The organism is Chryseobacterium sp. HNCC26DJ239, from assembly GCF_057180445.1.
On the sequence record NZ_JBXUGJ010000001.1, the window covers coordinates 637,952 to 657,561 of the forward strand.

At 33.6% G+C, this 19,610-nt stretch carries 20 protein-coding genes; 2 read left to right on the forward strand and 18 right to left on the reverse strand.

Annotated elements, in window-relative coordinates; all coding sequences use genetic code 11:
- Positions 1-3: 3 nt before the first annotated feature.
- From AC2A1D_RS02955 to AC2A1D_RS02995, 9 genes are all read right to left on the reverse strand, one after another.
- Positions 4-681, reverse strand: coding sequence for a porin family protein (locus tag AC2A1D_RS02955; RefSeq protein WP_484042177.1), 678 nt, complete (start codon positions 679-681; stop codon positions 4-6).
- 13 nt (positions 682-694) lie between these two features.
- Positions 695-1,567, reverse strand: coding sequence for a succinate--CoA ligase subunit alpha (gene sucD / locus AC2A1D_RS02960; RefSeq protein WP_484042178.1), 873 nt, complete (start codon positions 1,565-1,567; stop codon positions 695-697).
- Between the two features lie 90 nt (positions 1,568-1,657).
- A complete protein-coding gene (locus AC2A1D_RS02965) occupies positions 1,658-2,560 on the reverse strand; it encodes a UDP-3-O-(3-hydroxymyristoyl)glucosamine N-acyltransferase (RefSeq protein WP_484042179.1) in 903 nt (300 codons plus the stop codon).
- Positions 2,561-2,705: 145 nt separating this feature from the next.
- Complete coding sequence (efp, locus tag AC2A1D_RS02970; protein WP_484042180.1) at positions 2,706-3,272, reverse strand: elongation factor P; 567 nt, start codon at positions 3,270-3,272, stop codon at positions 2,706-2,708.
- A 20-nt stretch (positions 3,273-3,292) separates the two neighbouring features.
- Positions 3,293-3,640, reverse strand: coding sequence for a hypothetical protein (locus AC2A1D_RS02975; RefSeq protein ID WP_484042181.1), 348 nt, complete (start codon positions 3,638-3,640; stop codon positions 3,293-3,295).
- Positions 3,641-3,655: 15 nt separating this feature from the next.
- Complete coding sequence (lpxA, locus tag AC2A1D_RS02980) at positions 3,656-4,444, reverse strand: acyl-ACP--UDP-N-acetylglucosamine O-acyltransferase (protein ID WP_047440774.1); 789 nt, start codon at positions 4,442-4,444, stop codon at positions 3,656-3,658.
- Positions 4,445-5,842 (reverse strand): bifunctional UDP-3-O-[3-hydroxymyristoyl] N-acetylglucosamine deacetylase/3-hydroxyacyl-ACP dehydratase, encoded by a 1,398-nt coding sequence (locus tag AC2A1D_RS02985; RefSeq protein ID WP_484042182.1) that lies wholly within the window; start codon positions 5,840-5,842, stop codon positions 4,445-4,447.
- Positions 5,835-6,866, reverse strand: coding sequence for a UDP-3-O-(3-hydroxymyristoyl)glucosamine N-acyltransferase (gene lpxD, locus AC2A1D_RS02990; protein ID WP_484042183.1), 1,032 nt, complete (start codon positions 6,864-6,866; stop codon positions 5,835-5,837). Before lpxD ends, AC2A1D_RS02985 begins: the two co-directional genes overlap by 8 nt.
- A 72-nt stretch (positions 6,867-6,938) precedes the next feature.
- Positions 6,939-8,165 (reverse strand): HD domain-containing protein, encoded by a 1,227-nt coding sequence (locus tag AC2A1D_RS02995; protein WP_484042184.1) that lies wholly within the window; start codon positions 8,163-8,165, stop codon positions 6,939-6,941.
- Between the two features lie 256 nt (positions 8,166-8,421).
- Between AC2A1D_RS02995 and porX the strand changes: the two genes are divergently transcribed.
- A complete protein-coding gene (gene porX / locus AC2A1D_RS03000; RefSeq protein ID WP_484042185.1) occupies positions 8,422-9,966 on the forward strand; it encodes a T9SS response regulator signal transducer PorX in 1,545 nt (514 codons plus the stop codon).
- Positions 9,967-10,218: 252 nt separating this feature from the next.
- On the opposite strand, the gene AC2A1D_RS03005 is transcribed toward porX, so the two are convergent.
- Positions 10,219-10,833: a hypothetical protein gene (locus AC2A1D_RS03005; protein ID WP_484042186.1), complete on the reverse strand. Its 615-nt coding sequence runs from the start codon at positions 10,831-10,833 to the stop codon at positions 10,219-10,221.
- Positions 10,834-11,060: 227 nt separating this feature from the next.
- On the opposite strand from AC2A1D_RS03005, the gene AC2A1D_RS03010 reads away from it, so the two are divergent.
- Complete coding sequence (locus AC2A1D_RS03010; protein WP_484042187.1) at positions 11,061-11,825, forward strand: exodeoxyribonuclease III; 765 nt, start codon at positions 11,061-11,063, stop codon at positions 11,823-11,825.
- A gap of 66 nt (positions 11,826-11,891) precedes the next feature.
- Here the strand turns inward: AC2A1D_RS03010 and AC2A1D_RS03015 are convergent, their stop codons facing one another.
- The 8 genes from AC2A1D_RS03015 to AC2A1D_RS03050 form a co-directional block, all read right to left on the reverse strand.
- Positions 11,892-12,272: a septal ring lytic transglycosylase RlpA family protein gene (locus tag AC2A1D_RS03015; protein ID WP_484042188.1), complete on the reverse strand. Its 381-nt coding sequence runs from the start codon at positions 12,270-12,272 to the stop codon at positions 11,892-11,894.
- A gap of 319 nt (positions 12,273-12,591) precedes the next feature.
- Positions 12,592-13,893 carry a 30S ribosomal protein S12 methylthiotransferase RimO gene (gene rimO, locus AC2A1D_RS03020; protein WP_484042189.1) on the reverse strand — a complete coding sequence of 434 codons (1,302 nt, stop codon included), beginning with the start codon at positions 13,891-13,893 and terminating at the stop codon, positions 12,592-12,594.
- A 116-nt stretch (positions 13,894-14,009) separates the two neighbouring features.
- Complete coding sequence (gene rfbC / locus AC2A1D_RS03025) at positions 14,010-14,555, reverse strand: dTDP-4-dehydrorhamnose 3,5-epimerase (protein WP_484042190.1); 546 nt, start codon at positions 14,553-14,555, stop codon at positions 14,010-14,012.
- Between the two features lie 9 nt (positions 14,556-14,564).
- The gene (locus tag AC2A1D_RS03030) at positions 14,565-15,329 is read right to left on the reverse strand and encodes a sugar transferase (protein WP_484042191.1); all 765 of its coding nucleotides are present in this window, start codon (positions 15,327-15,329) and stop codon (positions 14,565-14,567) included.
- 176 nt (positions 15,330-15,505) lie between these two features.
- Complete coding sequence (locus tag AC2A1D_RS03035) at positions 15,506-16,564, reverse strand: glycosyltransferase (RefSeq protein WP_484042192.1); 1,059 nt, start codon at positions 16,562-16,564, stop codon at positions 15,506-15,508.
- Positions 16,561-17,682: a right-handed parallel beta-helix repeat-containing protein gene (locus AC2A1D_RS03040; protein ID WP_484042193.1), complete on the reverse strand. Its 1,122-nt coding sequence runs from the start codon at positions 17,680-17,682 to the stop codon at positions 16,561-16,563. The genes AC2A1D_RS03035 and AC2A1D_RS03040 overlap by 4 nt, the downstream gene beginning before the upstream one ends.
- Entirely contained in the window at positions 17,669-18,493 is an 825-nt protein-coding gene (locus tag AC2A1D_RS03045) for a glycosyltransferase family 2 protein (protein WP_484042194.1), read from the reverse strand. The genes AC2A1D_RS03040 and AC2A1D_RS03045 overlap by 14 nt, the downstream gene beginning before the upstream one ends.
- Complete coding sequence (locus tag AC2A1D_RS03050; protein WP_484042195.1) at positions 18,490-19,584, reverse strand: EpsG family protein; 1,095 nt, start codon at positions 19,582-19,584, stop codon at positions 18,490-18,492. Before AC2A1D_RS03050 ends, AC2A1D_RS03045 begins: the two co-directional genes overlap by 4 nt.
- Positions 19,585-19,610: the final 26 nt, after the last annotated feature.

Consider the following 19,610-nt stretch of genomic DNA (forward strand, 5'->3'; position numbering starts at 1 on the left):
AAATTAATCAAAGATATAGTTTAAACTAAGACTAAGAACCTGTTCAGATTTTTTCTTCTCTGTATTTGGATCTTTTGTTTGAGCTTCTACTAATTTCGGATATGTATTAGATAAACCAAAATCATATTTCAAAGTCATTTCAAGTTGTCTTTTGTAGCTATACCCAAGACCTACACCAATTGCAAAGTTGAAGCTATTCGCTTTCCCACTGATATTCGGATACGCAGGATCTGTAACATTTGGATCATAATAAGGTCTGCTTACCGGCACATTTTTTACTTTTTGACTCAATAAAAAATTAAACCTTGGACCAATTAATCCAAAAAATTCAGATTCAGCTTCCGAAAAATATCCTTTGAAGGAAACCGGAACACTGATATAATTATTTGCATACAATGCATTATATCCCGAAGCCCCTTTTGCATTTTTATCTTTTCCTGTTTCTCCTGCTCCATAATACACTACTTCCGGCTGTAAGAAAAACTGGTTAGAGTTTCCTAACGGAATTAAAGCCAAAAGACCACCTTGAAAGGCAAATCTAGGCCCAGAAGGATTATGCGCATTTTTTACCCTAGAGTAATTGGCGCCTGCCGTAAGACCGTACCTCGTGTTTCTTAGGTCGATCTGAGCTGAAGCTAGGAGGGAAAAAGCTAAAGCTGATGTTAATAAAATTTTTTTCATATCAATTTGTTTATTATCCTAAAATTTTCGCAATAGTAGCGCCAATTTCAGCAGGAGAATCTACAACGTTGATTCCGTTTTCTCTCATGATCTCCATTTTAGCTTGAGCTGTATCTTCAGCACCACCAACAATAGCACCTGCGTGACCCATTGTTCTTCCTTTAGGAGCAGTTTGCCCAGCGATGAAACCTACAACTGGCTTAGTAGAACCACTTGCACTGTACCATCTTGCAGCTTCAGCTTCAAGACCACCACCGATTTCTCCGATCATTACAACCGCTTCAGTTTCTGGATCGTTGATGAATAATTCTAAAGCTTCTTTAGTTGTAGTTCCGATAATTGGGTCTCCACCAATACCGATAGCTGTAGAAATACCGTAACCAGCTCTTACAACCTGATCAGCAGCTTCGTAAGTTAAAGTACCAGACTTAGAAACAATCCCTACTTTTCCTTTTTTGAAAACGAAACCAGGCATAATACCAATTTTAGCTTCTTCAGAAGTGATGATTCCTGGGCAGTTTGGCCCGATCAATCTGCAATCTCTGTCTGCGATGTAAGATTTTACTTTTACCATATCAGCAACAGGAATTCCTTCTGTAATACATACAATTACTTTAATCCCAGCTTCTGCAGCTTCCATGATTGCGTCTGCAGCAAATGCAGGTGGTACGAAAATAATACTTACGTTTGCTCCAGCTTTTTCTACAGCGTCTGCTACAGTATTAAATACAGGCTTACCTAAATGCTCGCTTCCTCCTTTTCCTGGAGTAACACCACCAACAACGTTGGTTCCATATTCAATCATTTGGCTTGCGTGGAAAGTACCTTCGTTCCCTGTAAAACCTTGTACAATTACTTTAGAATCTTTGTTTACTAAAATTGACATTTTATTTATTATTTAAATTTATTTTTTTATTTATATTGCTCACAAATTTAATTAAATTTCTTTGATTAAAGCTAAATCTAAAGAATTTGTTTATTTGAGATTTCTCAGCTTCACTTCTTTTTTTAGATAGGTTTTGTAATCTTCTGCAAACATCCCAATATAAGTACCTTTTTCGAGGTCTCTATTGACACCCGTTTTGCCCAAAATTACCGAGCCAGTCTCGATATTATTACCTGAAGCGATCCCTACTTGTCCCCACAAAGTAACTTCATCCCCAATAATGCAGCACCCTGCAACGCCAACTTGTGAAGCTATCAAGCATTTTTTACCAATCACGGTATCGTGCCCAATCTGAATTTGATTATCTAAAACCGAACCTTCTCCAATAATGGTAGAATCTGTAACGCCTCTATCAATAGTACAACCGTTTCCAATTTCTACATTGTTTTCGATGATAACGTTTCCTACGGAAATAAGTCGGTCGAAGTTTCCATTTAATTTTCTATAATAAAAAGCATCGCCTCCTAAAACGGTATTGGATTGAATGATTACATTATCGCCAATTACAGTTCTATCGCCAATTACCACGTTTGGAAAAATTAATGTGTTTTTCCCAATCGTCACATTGTTTCCGATAACTGCGGATGGATGAATTTTCGTTCCTTCACCAATTTCCACATCATGAAGTGTCTCTGTGAAGTTATAAATTCTCGTAAAGTGGGTATTGATTTTATTAAAATCTCTGAAGGGGTCTTCAGAAATTAAAAGGGCTTTTCCTTCGGGACATTCTACTTCTTTATCAATAAGAATAATGGTCGCAGCAGAGTTTAAAGCTTTATCGTAATATTTTGGATGATTTACGAAAACAATTTCGCCAGCTTTTACTCGGTGAATTTCATTAGTTCCTAAGACTTCAAAATCTTCGGCTCCTACAAATTTTGCTCCGATAATTTCGGCGATGGTTTTTAATTGTTGTGGTTGATGAAACGTCATAATTTATAATTAATGAGCGATAAATGATAATTGATACGAACACAAAAAAACACCAAGAATGTGTTCAATTATAGGTAGATAAAACTGTCCAAAAAAAACAAAAGCTGAAAGTTATTAGCTTTCAGCTTTCTATTATTCTGAATAATTATTCTTTTACTCTTTCTAAGTAAGAACCATCTTCTGTGCTTACTTTGATTTTGTCTCCTGGCTCGATGAACAAAGGAACCATTACTCTTGCACCTGTTTCTACGATTGCATTTTTAAGAGCGTTGGTTGCAGTATTTCCTTTTACTCCTGGATCTGCTTCTACTACTTCTAGGTAAACAGAAGCTGGAAGTTCTGCCGAAAGTGGAGTCTCATCAATCTCTTTCAAAATGATGGTAACTTCTTCACCTGCTTTCATTAGGTTAGAGTTTTCAATCATTTCTTTGTTTAAATACAACTGAGAGAAATCGTCGTTATTCATAAAGTGGAAACCGTTCTCTTCATCATAAAGATATTGAAATTTTCTTGTGATTACCTTTACTTCGTCGATTTTGTGACCTGCAGAGAAAGTATTGTCGATTACCTTACCGTTTGTTACAGATTTTAGTTTTGTTCTTACGAAAGCAGGACCTTTACCTGGTTTTACGTGAAGGAATTCGATTACTTTAAAAATATCGTTGCTGTACTCGATGCACAGACCTTTCTTGATATCGTTGCTTGTTGCCATTAATTCTTTATATTATTTTTTTATTTTGATTTGTACACCGGGATGCTCATTAGCATTCTTCCGGCTCTGTCTACTGCATCAATTCTTGGTTTGGTAAATGTTCCTGCTTCTACAGAAGTTACATATTGACCATTAACAACCGTGTTAAAATTGATGGTATTTACCAAAAGCTGATTTAAATTTTTGTTCATCGCAGATGAGTTTTTTACATCAGATTTTAGGTTTGAATATGATTTTTTAGAATAATCCAAAATTGAATTCACATTTTTTACCGCTACAGAATCTTTTGTAGACCAGTCTAAATTTCTTTTTTGCTGACCATAAACGAAAGCTGAAAATACCGTAAAAACAAAAACCAATTTTTTCATATTGCTATTTTTTTATTATTCTTTTCCAGTTCCGTATCCTTTTACGATACCTCTTGGTGAATTTTGAATAAACTGTAAAATTTCGTCTCTTTCAGCAGTTGGAAGCATTTCTTTTTCGATATGCGTAATTGCCTGAGAAACATTCATTTTCATTTGAAAAATTGCTCTGTAGATTTTTTGAATTTCGAAGATTTTCTCATTCGTAAAACCTCTTCTTCTTAAACCAACAGAGTTTATTCCCGCATAAGACATTGGCTCTCTCGCCACTTTTACATAAGGCGGAATATCTTTTCTCACCAAAGTACCACCAGAAATCATCACATGTTTTCCGATTTTACCAAATTGATGTACAGCAGATAAACCTCCCATTACGGTGTAATCTCCGATTTCCACATGTCCTGCGATTCCGCAACCGTTTACAATAATTACGTGATCCCCGATTACACAGTCGTGTGCAATGTGAGAAGTCGCCATAATTAAACAGTTTGAACCAATTTTGGTGAATCCCAAAGCTTTAGTTCCTCTGTTTACCGTAACACATTCTCTAATCGTGGTATCGTCTCCAATGATGGTTTGCGTGTCTTCGCCGTCGAATTTTAAATCCTGAGGAATAGCTGAAATTACCGTTCCCGGAAAAATTCTACAGTTTTTACCGATTCTCGCCCCATCCATAATTGTAACGTTTGGCCCAATCCAAGTTCCCTCTCCTATCTCTACATCTCCTGCAATAGTTGTAAAAGGCTCTACAATTACGTTTTTACTGATTTTTGCACGTTTATCAACGGCTGCTAACTGGTGAATCATTTAGTCAACTTTATTTTTTGCTACCTGAGCCATTAATTCTGCTTCTACCGCAACAGTATCTCCCACATATCCGTATCCTTGCATGTGTACGATACCTCTTCTGATAGGTTCTATCAATTCAATTTTGAAAATAATTGTATCTCCTGGAACAACTTTTCTTTTGAATTTTACTTTATCTATTTTAATGAAATAAGTAGAATAATTTTCTGGGTCCGGAACGCTTGCTAATACAAGAATACCTCCTGTTTGTGCCAAAGCTTCAACCTGAAGAACTCCAGGCATTACTGGTTCTTTCGGGAAGTGACCCACGAAGAAAGGCTCATTCATCGTTACATTTTTCAAACCTACAACGTGAGAATCTGAAAGTTCCAAAATTTTATCAATCAACAAAAATGGAGGTCTGTGTGGCATCAAACGCATAATTCCGTTGATGTCATAAACAGGCTCTTTTGTTAAATCGAACTCAGGAACGTTTTTCTTTTTCTGAAGTTTCCATTGGCGGTTAAGTTTTTTAGCAAACTGAGTATTCACGAAGTGACCTGGCTTGTTTGCAATAACTTTTCCTTTAATTTTAACTCCTGTTAAAGCTAAGTCTCCAATTACATCCAACAATTTGTGTCTTGCAGCTTCATTTGGATAGTTTAGATTTAAATTATCTAAAATTCCGTTTGGTCTGATTGAAACATTGTCTTTTCCGAAAGCTTTTTTCAACTTTTCAGTAGTTTCTGGAGTAAGATCTTTGTCTACATAAACGATGGCGTTAGAAATATCACCACCTTTAATTAAACCGTGATCTAAAAGCATTTCTAATTCATGCAAAAAGCTGAATGTTCTTGCTGAAGAAATTTCTTCTTTAAATTCTGAAATATTTTTTAGCGTAGCATTTTGAGTTCCTAAAACTTTAGTTCCAAAATCTACCATTGTTGTAATTTCGTAAGTATCTGAAGGAATAATGGTAATTTCAGAACCTGTGGCAGGATCGCTGTAGCTAAGTACTTCTTTTACAACAAGATATTCTCTTGCAATATTTTGCTCTACAACACCAACACTTTCAATAGCTTCTACAAAAAACTTTGAAGACCCATCTAAAATTGGTGGTTCAGAAGCATCCATTTCCAAAAGAGCATTATCTATATCGCAACCTACCAAAGCAGCCAAAAGGTGCTCGCAAGTATTGATTTTAACGCCTAACTTTTCTAAAGTTGTACCACGTTCTGTAGCCACAACGTAGTTTACATCAGCTTCAACTTGAGGATGCCCCTCTAAATCGGTTCTTACAAATACAAATCCTGTATTTTCTTTAGCTGGTTTAATGGTAAGTTTTACTTCTCTACCGGTATGAAGGCCAATTCCAGAAAGAGTAACTTCTTGCTGGAGCGTTTTTTGCATATCACTCATTAGTATTATCTTTTGAGGTATTCTCAAGATTATTTATTCTTTTAGCCATTTCAGGTAAATTTCTGAAATGTACGTAACTTCTTAGATAGTCATTATAACTGATCGCAGGAGAGCCATACAAAGTTTCTTTATCATTCACACTAGAGTTTACCCCACTTTGTGCCTGAATTTTCACTTGGCTTCCTATTTTTATATGTCCTACAATTCCTACTTGCCCACCGATTTGGTTCCAGTCTCCAATGGTTGTAGAACCTGCAATCCCAGCCTGCGCTGCAATTACATTGTTTTTACCAATTTTTACGTTGTGTGCAATCTGTATTAGATTGTCGATTTTCGTTCCTTGTCCAATAACGGTAGAACCAATTGTAGCTCTATCTATACTACAGTTTGAACCAATTTCTACATCATCTTCAATAATTACATTTCCTAGTTGAGGAATCTTCTTAAAACCTTCTGGAGTAGGTTGGAAACCAAAACCATCACCACCAATTACCGTATTAGAATGAATGATACAATTATTCCCAATCACACAATAATCGTAGATTCTTGCGCCACTGTCGATTTTACAATTTTTTCCAATTTTTACACCTTTGCCGATGTAAACTTGCGGATAAATCTGAGTACCGTCGCCAATTTTTGCTTTTTCAGATACGTAAGTGAAAGCACCCACGTAAACATTCTGTCCTAAAACAGCAGATTCGTGAATTGAAGAACCTTCTTCAATCCCCTCTTTTCTTCCTCTCATTTCCTGATACAAATTCATCAGAACCTGAAAAGAAAGATAAGCATCTTTAACAACAATTAAGGTAGGTTGGTAAGTTTTTTCATTAAGAAGATGCTCGGATACAATGATAACCGAACATTTTGAAGTATCGAGATACATAGAAAAACGATCCTGAGCAATAAAAGATAAATGCCCTGATTCGCCGTTTTCTATGGGTGAAACGCCTGTAATTAAAGCGTTTTCATCACCAATGATTTTTCCGTTAATAAAACTTGCAATTTGCGAAGCTGTAAATTCCATATTCTGCAAAGATAAGAAATTCTGTAATTCGCAAACAAAAATTGATTTTCTGATGTTAAATTTTAATAATATTTAAGACTTCAGATCAGAAACTTCTCTGGGAAAAGTAAGTATAAACCTCTTGGTTTTTGTATTCAACAAACCAGACAAAAGCTGATCCTGAGATTGATCTAGCCTTATTTTCTTGCCATTTTTCTGTAAAAGATTAATGGGTTGTTTTTCTGTATCATAAGGAAGAAGCTTGCGTGTAATTTCGTGCACAAGATCACCTCCGTTATTGATTCCGAAAAAATCGTTTGTATTTTTTATTTTTTCTTCAATAAAAGATGCATCGAAAGGCTGTGAGGAAATAATTGTTTTCGGTAAATTTCTCTGAATTACACATTTACAGAAATAACTCAAGATAAAATCTTCCGAATTTTGCCATAACTTCATTGCCTGAATGATGTCGTTATCGTCTAACTGAGTAAAACGTAGAATATCTTCGTCTGTAGCTTCACTTTTTCCTCTGTAAAGAAAATATCGCAAGTTTTCTGTGGCAGGAAGATCTATTCCTTGCGAGATTACATATTTTGCACGCTCCAAAATCTTCACAAGAAGAAACTCTGCTAAAGCAGATGTTTTGTGATAATAGACCTGCCAATACATAAACATTCTTGCCGTAAGAAAGTTTTCTATGGAATAAATTCCTTTAGCATCGATCACCAATTCGCCTTCTTCACAAACATTCATCATAGAAACAATTCTTTCTGTATTGATGTTTCCTTCGGAAACCCCTGTGAAGAAACTATCTCTCTTTAAATAATCTAAACGATCAACATCAAGCTGAGAAGAAATTAATTGGTTGAAAAATTTCCTATGGTATTTCCCTTGAAACATCTGTAATGCTAAAGTTAATTCTCCGTTAAACTCATCATTCAGACGATTCATTAATAATAATGAAAGATTTTCGTGATGCCAATCGTCCATCAACATACTTTCTAAAGCATGAGAAAATGGGCCATGACCAATATCGTGCATTAAAATTGCCAACATTGCCGCTTTTTCTTCTTCCAAAGAAATAGATACTCCTTTTTGCTTCAACGTTTCTATCGCTGTAAACATCAAGTGCATCGCACCAATAGCGTGATGAAATCTAGTATGCGTTGCTCCTGGAAAAATTAAATTTAAAAGTCCGGTTTGCCCAATTCTCCTCAAACGTTGAAAATAAGGATGCTCAATAATATCGAAAAGAATTTCGTGAGGAATTTTTATAAACCCATGAACGGGATCGTTGATGATTTTAAGCTTATTCTGCATACATTAAATACTGGTCGTTGCAAAAATACTTCATTATATCTTAGTTGAGTTTAAATTAGAAAGAAATCTCAGAAATATTCTTCAAAAAACTTTTGAGTACGCTTTATTTGTTTTAATTTCATATCGAATTATAATGTAAAGAGAAAAAAATTTCGCTTTAACTTAGATTTAACTGAAATCTAAAAAACTTTGGCAGAAATTACAATAACTTGGTCGAAGTTTTGATGAAATAACCATACAAAAAATAAATGCAAACATGTCAGACAAGATATTATGGATCGATGATGAAATAGATTTACTAAAACCTCATATCGTATTTTTAGAAAAAAAAGGTTACCATGTAACTCCTGTAAATAATGTGAACGAAGCTTTGGAACTTATGGATTCAGAGAAATTTGCGCTCACATTAATTGACGAAAACATGCCTGGAATTTCCGGTCTTGAGGCCATCCCGATGATTAAAGACAAAGACAGCTCTCTAAAAATCGTAATGGTAACCAAAAGCGAGGAAGAACACATTATGGAAGAAGCCATTGGCTCTCAGATTGCAGATTATATTTTAAAACCGGTAAACCCTAATCAAATTCTACTTTCATTAAAGAAAAATCTGCAACAGGATGATCTTGTTGAGCAAAAGACAATTTTGCAATATCAACAGGAATTCAGAAACCTTTCTATGGAACTGTCTTACCTAAGAACCTACCAAGACTGGGCAGAATACTATAAAAAAATCCTAAACTGGGAAATAAAATTTGATAAAGTAGCAGACAATGAATTTGCAGACCTTCTTCAATCTCAAAAAGAGGAAGCGAATATTCAGTTTGCAAAATTTATCGAGAACAACTACGAAGATTGGCTTCAAGGAAGTGAAAAACCAATGATGAGCCATACTTTGTTCAAAGACAAGGTAAAGCCAGAAATAGAAAAAGACAAAGTTTTACTTCTAATGATTGATAATCTCCGATACGATCAATGGAAAGTAATTGAGCCACTTTTCACCAAGTTTTACAACAAAGTTTCTGAAGATTATTATTACAGTATTTTACCAACAGCAACGCAATATGCGAGAAATTCTTTTTTTGCAGGTTTGATGCCTTCAGAAATTGAAAAACGTTTCCCAGACAAATGGTTTAATGATAATGAAGAAGGCAACAAAAACGAGTTTGAAAGAGATTTCCTAGAAGACCAAATGAAAAGAATTGGTTTAAGCTCGAAATCCATGAAATACTTGAAGATTCTGAACGCCGATTTTGAAAGAAAAATCTATGATGATTTTAACCAACACAAAAACAATGACTTATTGGTGATTGTGTACAACTTTATCGATATTCTTTCTCACGCAAAAACCGACAATCATATTGTAGACCAATTAATTAGAGACGACAAAACTTTCCGTTCGCTTACTTTAAACTGGTTTGAAAATTCTTCTTTGATAAAAATTATTAAAACTGCTGCTGAAAATGGTTTCAAGCTAGTTATCACCACCGATCACGGAACGGTTTACGTAAAAAAACCAAGCCGTGTTGTAGGAGACAGAGAAACTTCTACCAACATTAGATACAAAACCGGAAAAAGTTTAACCTACGAAAACAGCGATGTTTGGGCGGTTACAAACCCTGAAAAACTATTTTTACCAAAAGGAAATCTAAGCTCGAAATATATTTTTGCGAAAAATAATATCTTTTTAGCGTATCCTAAAAATTACAATCACTTTGTAAATTACTATAAAGAAACGTATCAACACGGAGGAATTTCTTTGGAAGAATGTATTATTCCGATCAGTGTTTTGGAGCCTAAATAGCAGATTGTTTTTGTTTGCTTAAACAATCTCAGGTAAATTATATTATAATGTTTCGGGCGGAAAAAATCTTCGATTTTTTCCGCCCGAAACTGTTTTACATTATTTTTATCGCAAAGATTATTTTTAAATCTTTTACTTTAGTGAGCAAAAGATAGTGAACGAGTCGCTTAAGCTTGAATTTATTTATACTTATTGAATAAAAGCTGCTCAATAATTTGTGGGCTTTAGTTTTTTGGATGTTTACTATTAACTTTATTCGTTTGTTTGCGTTTCTTTTTTCTGTAGCAAAGGCAAAACAATTCTTTTAACCATAGGTTTATCACTTTTCCAATCCGGATCATTTTCGGAGTCTTTATAGTTCGTTACCAACTCTACTTCTCCTTGTTGGTTCAGTACAATATATTTTGACATATCGTCGATATTCTCAAATTTTGCAGGAGTTATCGCCGTAAGAAATTCTTTATATTTCTTTGTTCTTCCCCTACCTTTTATATCTTTAATCACAAGAATTTTGGCATGAGGATAAGCCTCTAAAACCATATCTCTTCCTTTTTCTATAAATTGATGATCTTCTGGATCAACCAACAAAACATAATTATCTGTTTTGTAAAACTTCTCTATTAAAAAGAAAGTTGGAATATGGTAGATACAAGGTTTGCACCAACTCGCAAAAGTAAAAAACAGAGTATTAGGTTGTTCAGAATTTTTAGCCAGACATTTTACATCTTCTGCTGTTACAGCATAAATGTTTTCAAAATGTGATTGCGGTAATTTACATTTCTCAATAGGCGTTTGAGAAAAAACTTTTACAAAACAAAATAAAAACACAACTACAAAACACTTTACCTTCCAAAAAAAATTCAACATTATAATATTTATAGTTAACAATCATTTCACCTTTCGCTCTTACCTTAAAAGCTATTATTTTTTAAGTGATGCTGCTAAGATAATGAAGAAAATTCTAATTTTTGTGACTTGTACTTTTTATTTTTTCACCCAAAAAAAATTTCTTGTCATGGAAAACAATATTTACTGTAAATATGTTTCTGATTTAAAACTAATTTTCATTTTGTATTTTTGAAAAAATTAAAATTTTGAGATTAATTACATATAACGTTAACGGAATTAGAGCCGCTTTTACGAAAGATTTTTTAGGTTGGTTAAAGTCTGCAGATCCGGATATTATTTGCATTCAGGAAAGTAAGGCTGGAAATGATCAAATCGATATTGAAAGTTTAGAAAAACTAGGTTATCACAGTTTTTGGCATTCTGCGCAGAAAAAAGGATACAGCGGTGTCGGAATTGCTTCAAAAATAAAACCTAACCACGTAGAATACGGTTGCGGAATTGAAAGCTATGACAATGAAGGCAGAATTATTCGTGCCGATTACGATGGTTTTTCTGCAATTTCAGTTTACGTCCCATCAGCTTCGAATATTGAAAGACTCGACTTTAAAATGCAGTTTTGCCATGATTTTTTAGACTACATCAAAAATCTAAAGAAAACAATTCCGAATCTGATTATTTCTGGAGATTTTAATATTTGCCACGAAGCCATCGACATTCATAACCCAGTTGGTTTGAAAAACACTTCCGGATTTTTACCCATGGAAAGAGAATGGATGACTAATTTCATTAATGAATGTGAGTTGATCGACAGTTTCAGACTTTTTAATAATGAGCCTGATAATTATACTTGGTGGAGCTACAGACAAAACGCAAGAGCCAATAATAAAGGTTGGAGATTAGATTATAATTTCGCTTCTTATTCGCTTAAAGACAAACTTTCAAGAGCGGTTATTTTAAAGGAAGCGGTGCATTCTGATCACTGCCCCGCTCTTTTAGAATTCAATTTATAAAAATTAGAAAGCCAAATAAAAAAGCCAACTGCGTGCAGTTGGCTTTACCATTTAATTATAAGTCTATTATTGCTCGACTTCTACAACTTCATATTCAATTGGGATTCTTCCGTGTGAAAGATCACCAATTTCATCGAACGCTGCTTTAGACATATCTAAAGCTCTTGAAGAATGAAAAGGACCTCTATCGTTGATCTTTACAATTACTTCTTTCCCGTTGTTCAGATTGGTAACTTTTACCATCGTCCCGAAAGGAAGCGTTCTGTTTGCTGCGGTGAATTTGTCATTATCAAATATCTCTCCGCTTGCTGTTTTTTTACCATTAAACTTATCGTGGTAATACGATGCATAACTTGTTTTCTTACCTTCTGCCGAATTCATTGTAAATGAATAAGCGCCAAATGTAGAAATCATCATTATGATTACAAGAATAAATCTTTTCATCACTTTGAAATTTTTTGGGTTATTGACAGGGCAAAAATAAAGGGACAAATATTACCCACCTATTTTTTTTCTTAACGATAGTTAATGAAATCTTAATGAAAAGTTAAAAACCATCAAAAATCGCTTTTCAATAGCATTCTGACAAAGAATGTTAAATAGTGTTAAAAATAAAGCTAAAAAGTTAACTAATTTAACTAATTACAGCATAACAAGTTTCAAAACCATCAAAAAAACCTTTAATAATCAGTATTTTAAAGAATTTTATTAAATAAAAAACCAACACTTAAAAAAGCATTGGTTTTCTATAATTATATATTGAAACTTAAACAAGTTCTCCGTACAAATCAAATTCTTCTGCTGAAGTAATTTTCACATCAGCAAAATCACCGATAGAAATATACGTGTCTTCTGCTGAAACTAAAACCGTATTATCTACATCTGGCGAATCGTACTCTGTTCTTCCGATAAAATAATTACCTTCTTTACGATCAAAAACACATCTGAAAGTTTGCCCAATCTTTTCTTGGTTTTTTTCCCAAGAAATTTGAGACTGCAGTTCCATAATCTCCTCTACTCTCGCCTCTTTCACTTCTTGCGGAACATCATCTTCCAAAACATAAGCTCCAGTATTTTCTTCATGAGAATATGTAAAACATCCCAAACGATCAAATCTCTGAGTTCTTACCCATTCTTTAAGCTCTTGGAAACGCTCTTCAGTTTCTCCAGGATAACCAACAATTAAAGTCGTTCTAATTGCCATATCCGGAACTTTCTCTCTGAATTTATCTAAAAGCGCATTGGTTTTCTCATGCGTTGTCCCTCTCTTCATCGATTTCAACAAATCTGAATTGATGTGTTGTAAAGGAATATCAATATAATTACAAACCTTTGGTTCTTCTCTTATAATATCTAAAACATCTTCTGGAAAACCACTTGGGAAGGCGTAATGAAGCCTGATCCATTCAATTCCTTCTACTTTTACCAACTCTTTTAAAAGCTCTCCTAAAGCACGTTTTTTATAAATATCTAAACCGTAATACGTTAAATCTTGCGCGATAAGAATCAATTCTTTAGTTCCTTTTTTGGCTAATTTTGCCGCTTCAGAAACCAATTTTTCGATTGGTGTAGAAACGTGACCACCTCTCATTAAAGGAATTGCACAGAAAGAACAAGGTCTGTCGCAACCTTCTGAAATTTTTAAATAAGCATAATGTTTTGGTGTAGTTGTCAATCTTTCGCCTACCAATTCATGCTTATAATCTGCTCCTAGATGCTTCAACAAAATTGGCAAATCTCTCGTCCCAAAATACTGGTCTACATCCGGAATTTCTTTCACCAAATCTGGCTTATATCTTTCTGAAAGACAGCCGGTAACAAAAACTTTTTCTACTTCGCCTCTGTTTTTTGCTTCAACGTAATCTAGAATAGTGTTAATGGATTCTTCTTTAGCATTATCGATAAATCCGCAAGTGTTGATTACCACGATGTCGCCGCGATCTTCGTGCACTACTTCTTTTCCGTTTGCTTTTAGTTGGCTCATAAGTACCTCAGAATCATACACATTCTTTGAGCAACCTAGAGTTACCACATTAATCTTTTTCTTCCCTGTTGATTTTGTACGCATCTTTCTATTTTTCAGGGTGCAAAGATACAAAATATTAAAGAGGGATTCATAAAAAAACAAAACCACTTTTATGAAGTGGTTTTCAGTATTTTAAATCAAAAATAATTGAATATAATTTAAAAGTTTTTATCCTTAAAAGAAGGTGCGTTTTTATCTTTTTCTGAAAGAACAGCTTCTTCTGATGAAATTTTCCAGTCGATATTTAAATCGGCATCATCAAATTTTACAGCTCCTTCGGATTCTTTATTGTAAAAATTGTCGCATTTGTAAGAAAAAACTGCGGTTTCGCTTAATACAGAAAAACCGTGTCCAAAACCTCTCGGAACATACAATTGAAGCTTATTTTCAGCAGTCAATTCAATTCCAAACCATTTTCCGAAAGTTGGCGAATGTTCTCTTAAATCTACTGCAACATCCCAAACTTTCCCTTCAAGACAAGAAACTAATTTAGCTTGTGCATGTTCTCCTTTCTGTAAATGAAGTCCTCTTAAAACGCCATAAGAAGATTTAGAAATATTGTCTTGTACGAAATGACCGTTCATACCTGTCAATTCTTCGAACTTTGCTTCGTTGTATTTTTCGAAAAAGTAACCTCTGTCGTCTTCAAAAACGGTTGGTTCTATAATGTAACAATCCTTTAAGGGAGTTTCTTTTATTTTCATAGCGCAAAATTAATGACTGTTGAGTGTAAAAACAACTTTTATTGTTTTAAAAAATATTAACAAGTCTAGTTTTAAGCTGTAGTTTTTAATATAATAAAGATCGTATTCTAGTTTTTTAAGATTTTCTCTTGGTGTTGCCTTTGGAAGATGTACTTGTGCCCAACCGCTAATTCCGGGTTTTACAAGGTGTCTCAAATCAAAATAAGCGTTGTCTTTTATTGATTCTTGTACAAACTTTTGTCTTTCAGGTCTTGGTCCAATCAAACTCATGGAACCATTAAGTACATTAAAAAGTTGTGGAAGTTCGTCTATTTTTGTTTTTCGTAAAAACCTACCCACTTTCAGTAAACGGTGGTCATTTCTTGTGGTAAAATCACCATCATGCCTCTTCGTCATCGTTCTTAATTTAAAAATTCTGAACGGAACCGAGTTTTTCCCGACACGCATCTGAGTAAAAAAAACATTGCCCGGAGAACTAAAGAAAATAAGCATTGCTCCAAAAGCAATAAGCGGAAGTGTTATCGGGAGAAGAAGTAAGCTAACTAAAATATCAAAAACTCTCTTGAAAAAAATATCATCATCACCTAACCCAATCGTAAAAACATCGTCTGCTAAATATTCGTTAGAGGAAAACTTTACCAACGGAATTCGTTTGCTGACTAATTCGTAGAAATTTTGTGCATCAAAAACCTTTACTCCTTTTATTTTAGATTCAATGATTTCGTTGGTCACTTTCTCGGAGATATGATTAACGTTGGTCGTATCAATAATCACATTTTTTATTTTTAATTTAACTATATAATCAGATATATTTCTTTTCTCCGTGTTTGTGTTAAAAAAAATCACCTTATTATCCTTAAGAAAATCTGTTTCCTTTAGAATTTTATAGGAAATATCACTGACATTTACAATGAGATATCGTTTAGGAAAGTTAGTGAGCTTAGAAACTTTCATTTTTTTGCTATCAAAGAATACAATTTGCTATATTTATTATACATTTCATCTACATTAAATCGCTCTTCAAACACCATCCTTGACTTTTTTGCAAATTTGTTATAAATATTTTGATTATTCAGCATAAAAGTAACGCTTTTTGCAATTTCTTCCAAATCAGAATTTAAAAACAGCGCACCGTTCTCATTAATAAGTTCAGAAATTCCTCCCACATTAGTGGCTATAATTGGTTTAGAAAAACACAAAGCCTCTATAAGAGACATCGGAAGTCCTTCATAATTAGAGAAAAGCGCCGCAATATCTGCAAATTTGTAATAATAAAACGCATCTTTAATCTCTCCTAAAAGAAATACATTTTTTGGAATATTTTTTTCATTTTTTTTATTGCCAATCCACAGAAAAACTACATTTTCTTGAGATAAACTTTCCGCAACTTTACAAAAAACATCAAATCTTTTCGGAGGCGCCAATCTCGAAATACTTAAAACCACTTTCGTTTCGCTATTTTTTTTGAATTTTGAAAAAGGGTCGGTTAAAATTGGTTGGGTTTGTGTAAAATCTTTTATTCCGTTGTGAATAACGTGTATATTTTTTGTAATTCCTTCGGCTTTTAAATTTTCAAAATCATAATTACTTACGCCAACAATCGCGGCGCAGCGATGTTGAAGTATTTTTTCAAGCGGTAAAAACTTACGATGTTGCACACGAATAGAATCAAAACCATGAATGGTATAGACAATTTTAACACTTGGAAACGCCAATCTTCCTAAAATTCCAATCTTTGAAGAATGCAAATGAATGACATCTGGTTTTATCTTTTTATGTAAAGCCGATAATTCTTTTGCAACCAAAACATCTTTAAAACCAAGCGCATGTTGCAAATTTTTGATTTTAATTTGTTTTACTTTTGGATGAAGCAATTCCCACATTTCGCCATGAGCCGAAGAAGCTACAAAAACCTCATCTCCATTTTCAGCTGATTTTTCAGCCAGATTAATGACGACAGATTGCGCACCACCCAATTCGGCAAGCGTTATAACGTGTAGAATTTTCATTCTGTAATCATTTTTACATTACGAATTCCTTTTACACTTTCTTCAAAACTCTTTTTCTGAGCAGAATCATCAATTTTTATATCAGAAAAAATAAGTTCTATATTATGGCTGTTTTTGGTAAACCAATAGGGTTTTTCGTTGTTCTTCCAAACCACATTTTGAATCTTTATCAATCCATTAGCGTCGTACAAAGCGTCGTCCGTATTTAACGAAGTTAAAAAACCATGTTTTGAACCGTTATCGTTATGATTTTCAATCTGAATTCGAACCGTTTTAATATCCTCTTTACTTTGTTTATTGAAAGCATTTAAATTCACAGAAATTCCTGCAAGATTATTATGATAGGTATAAATATTCTTTAGTTGAATATCCGTAAGTATGTCTTTTTCCCAGCTTGGCTCAAGGTCGATTCCGCTTTCTGGGTCGTGTCCGTATGTATTTGAAATTAAAATATCTTTCAACAAAACATTTTTTGCTGATGTTACAGAAATTCCGTTTCGTCTTGCTTTATTGATGTAACCGCCTTCAACCGTCACGTTTTGAGAAAAACCACCATTTTCTGAACCAATAAAAATTCCATCTCCAAAAGTACTAGAAATATTGGCATTGATAATTTTCACTTCTTTAGAATTGAGGACACAAATTCCGGCAGACCATTGTCCAGTTTGCGATTTTGTTTTAGAATATCGGCTTCCTACCACAACAGGATTTACGAGCGTTACGTTTTCTGCATCGTAAATTTTTATAACATCAGAAAACCTTCCGTTTGCTTCTCCAATAAACGAAATGGAAGAATTTTTCTGAAAAACGACAGTTTTATTTGAACCAATTTTTAATCCTTTAGAATTGATGTATAATTTGAAATCCGGAAGAACAATAATTTTATTTTCGTCGATTATTTTTTGAACAATCTCTGTGTGGTCTTTTGATTTTTTAAATTTTGAATCGGTGGGAAAAAGATTAGATTTTGCACCGTTTAGATTCCAATTTGGTTTTAAATATGCATCGATAAGCTCTTTTGGAGCAGAATTTTGTGCACGACCATTTTGCGCATTTGATCTACAACCTAAATGCAAAAAGCAAATTGCCAAAGCAAACAAAAAACTAAACTTTTTCATCTTCTAAAAATTGAGTAAATGGTTTCTCACTTATCTTAACCTGATTTCTCCTTTCAATTAAAACATTTTCTTTTCCGAAAAGATAAAAAATAAAATACACAAAACTTGCCATGAAATATCGAAAGCAAAATTTCAAATAATTTAAAGAAAAAAAATTCTTCCTCAACATATAAAATACTCCCGGAAAACCTTTGAAATACTTTTTATAATACTGATTTCCGATTTCTCTGTAAAAAAGCAGCGGCTCTCCCATTGTTTTGAAAACACTTGAATTTTTTGTTCGCATCCAAAGTTCTGCATCTTCCACACGCACCGCTTTCTCGTTGTAAGGATTTTGTCTAAACCAAGATGTTTTCGCCAAAACCGTCGGATGAATAAAAAGAATATTTTCTCCTAAAAAATCATCAGTTAAGTCATATCTTTTCCCAACAACATTATTATTTTCATCAATAGAAAAAGCGTTCGTTCCAAGAACATCAATTTCGGGATGCGCTTCTAAAACAGCCATTTGTTTTTCTATTTTTTGAGGATGCATGATATCGTCGCTATCCATTCTCATCAAATATTCTGTCTGAACTTCTTGCGCAATTTTATTCAATCGAATAGAAAGTTGAAGATTTTTACCATCTGAAAAAACTTTTACGCGGGAATCTTTCAAATATTTTTCAGCAATTTTCATGGAATTATCTGTTGAACCATCGTCTACCAACCACAATTCGAAATCTTTGTACGTTTGTGCCAAGACAGACTGTATCGCTTCATCTAAAAATCGTTCCGCATTGTAAATTGGTATGGCTACAGTAAGTTTCATGCTAAATTTTTGCTGTTGTAAATCGAGAAAAATATAAAGATGAAAACCATAAAAGCTAATGTTCCCATGCTGTATTTTGCTGTTTTATTAATGGTAAATAATGGCGTCAACAAAAACGGAATCGTAATCCACGACATCATTCCCCATCGGTCTGAAAACGGAATCTGAAACATCAAGAAAAACACAGCACTCATCACCATGTAGTATTTTAATAAAATCTGATAACTTTCGTCTTCATAATGCAAAATTTTAGCATTAATAAAAGAAAAGAATCCTAAAAATATAGTATTAAAAGCAGCAAACTGAGCTTTAAACCCAATTGCGTAATCTTCATTATTTTGATTGTTAATATAAAACTCCGCTCTTTGATTATCGACCATGAAAAAATAACTCAAAAGCGAACCGAAAGACAAAATACTTCCTCCAACTGCCGAAATCAACAATACTAAAAAATAGAGAATGTAGTAATAAGCAAGTTTAATTTTTTTCAGAAAAATTACAGCGCCAAAAATCAATAAAACAACAACGGTTGTAATATGGAAACCAACTCCCAAAACCAACGGAATAAGCCAAAATAGTTTCGATGGACTTCTAAAATACAAGCTTATCGCCAAAAGGAAAAACGCCAAAGAAACACCTTGTCTTACGATATTGATTCCGAGATTTTCAAAAAAGTAAAAGCTTACAAAACTGAAACTTACCAAAAAAATATTAAAATCTATTTTCTTTGAAAGAAATAAAATCGAACTGAAAATCAGCCCATTAAACAACAAACTTACAAAAAGCAAAAAAACATGATAGTTATCTGTAAATCTGCTGATTAAGTAAATAAAAACATCAAAAACAAACTGAAAACCAAAATCTAGTCTATCATAAAATTCAAATTGATATTTCACGATAGACGTATCGGTTCCCACTTCTTCGTCTCTCAAACCGAACAGAAAAGCCACCGCTAAAAAAAGTAGACACGCCAAAAAAGTAGATATTGCGTTGTAATGTTTCTTTTTAATATCAACATACATCGAAAAGATGATTGCGACAATCGCAAAAATCCCGTAGATGGCGTATAATTTTAGCTTAAACTCCTCCATTACTCATTCATTCAAGATAATTATTG

Coding starts and splice junctions, on each gene's coding strand:
- AC2A1D_RS02955 (WP_484042177.1), bottom strand. CDS start 681: ATGAAAAAAATTTTATTAACATCAGCTTTAGCTTTTTCCCTCCTAGCT.
- sucD (WP_484042178.1), bottom strand. CDS start 1,567: ATGTCAATTTTAGTAAACAAAGATTCTAAAGTAATTGTACAAGGTTTT.
- AC2A1D_RS02965 (WP_484042179.1), bottom strand. CDS start 2,560: ATGACGTTTCATCAACCACAACAATTAAAAACCATCGCCGAAATTATC.
- efp (WP_484042180.1), bottom strand. CDS start 3,272: ATGGCAACAAGCAACGATATCAAGAAAGGTCTGTGCATCGAGTACAGC.
- AC2A1D_RS02975 (WP_484042181.1), bottom strand. CDS start 3,640: ATGAAAAAATTGGTTTTTGTTTTTACGGTATTTTCAGCTTTCGTTTAT.
- lpxA (WP_047440774.1), bottom strand. CDS start 4,444: ATGATTCACCAGTTAGCAGCCGTTGATAAACGTGCAAAAATCAGTAAA.
- AC2A1D_RS02985 (WP_484042182.1), bottom strand. CDS start 5,842: ATGAGTGATATGCAAAAAACGCTCCAGCAAGAAGTTACTCTTTCTGGA.
- lpxD (WP_484042183.1), bottom strand. CDS start 6,866: ATGGAATTTACAGCTTCGCAAATTGCAAGTTTTATTAACGGAAAAATC.
- AC2A1D_RS02995 (WP_484042184.1), bottom strand. CDS start 8,165: ATGCAGAATAAGCTTAAAATCATCAACGATCCCGTTCATGGGTTTATA.
- porX (WP_484042185.1), top strand. CDS start 8,422: ATGTCAGACAAGATATTATGGATCGATGATGAAATAGATTTACTAAAA.
- AC2A1D_RS03005 (WP_484042186.1), bottom strand. CDS start 10,833: ATGTTGAATTTTTTTTGGAAGGTAAAGTGTTTTGTAGTTGTGTTTTTA.
- rimO (WP_484042189.1), bottom strand. CDS start 13,893: ATGCGTACAAAATCAACAGGGAAGAAAAAGATTAATGTGGTAACTCTA.
- rfbC (WP_484042190.1), bottom strand. CDS start 14,555: ATGAAAATAAAAGAAACTCCCTTAAAGGATTGTTACATTATAGAACCA.
- AC2A1D_RS03035 (WP_484042192.1), bottom strand. CDS start 16,564: ATGAAAATTCTACACGTTATAACGCTTGCCGAATTGGGTGGTGCGCAA.
- AC2A1D_RS03040 (WP_484042193.1), bottom strand. CDS start 17,682: ATGAAAAAGTTTAGTTTTTTGTTTGCTTTGGCAATTTGCTTTTTGCAT.
- AC2A1D_RS03045 (WP_484042194.1), bottom strand. CDS start 18,493: ATGAAACTTACTGTAGCCATACCAATTTACAATGCGGAACGATTTTTA.
- AC2A1D_RS03050 (WP_484042195.1), bottom strand. CDS start 19,584: ATGGAGGAGTTTAAGCTAAAATTATACGCCATCTACGGGATTTTTGCG.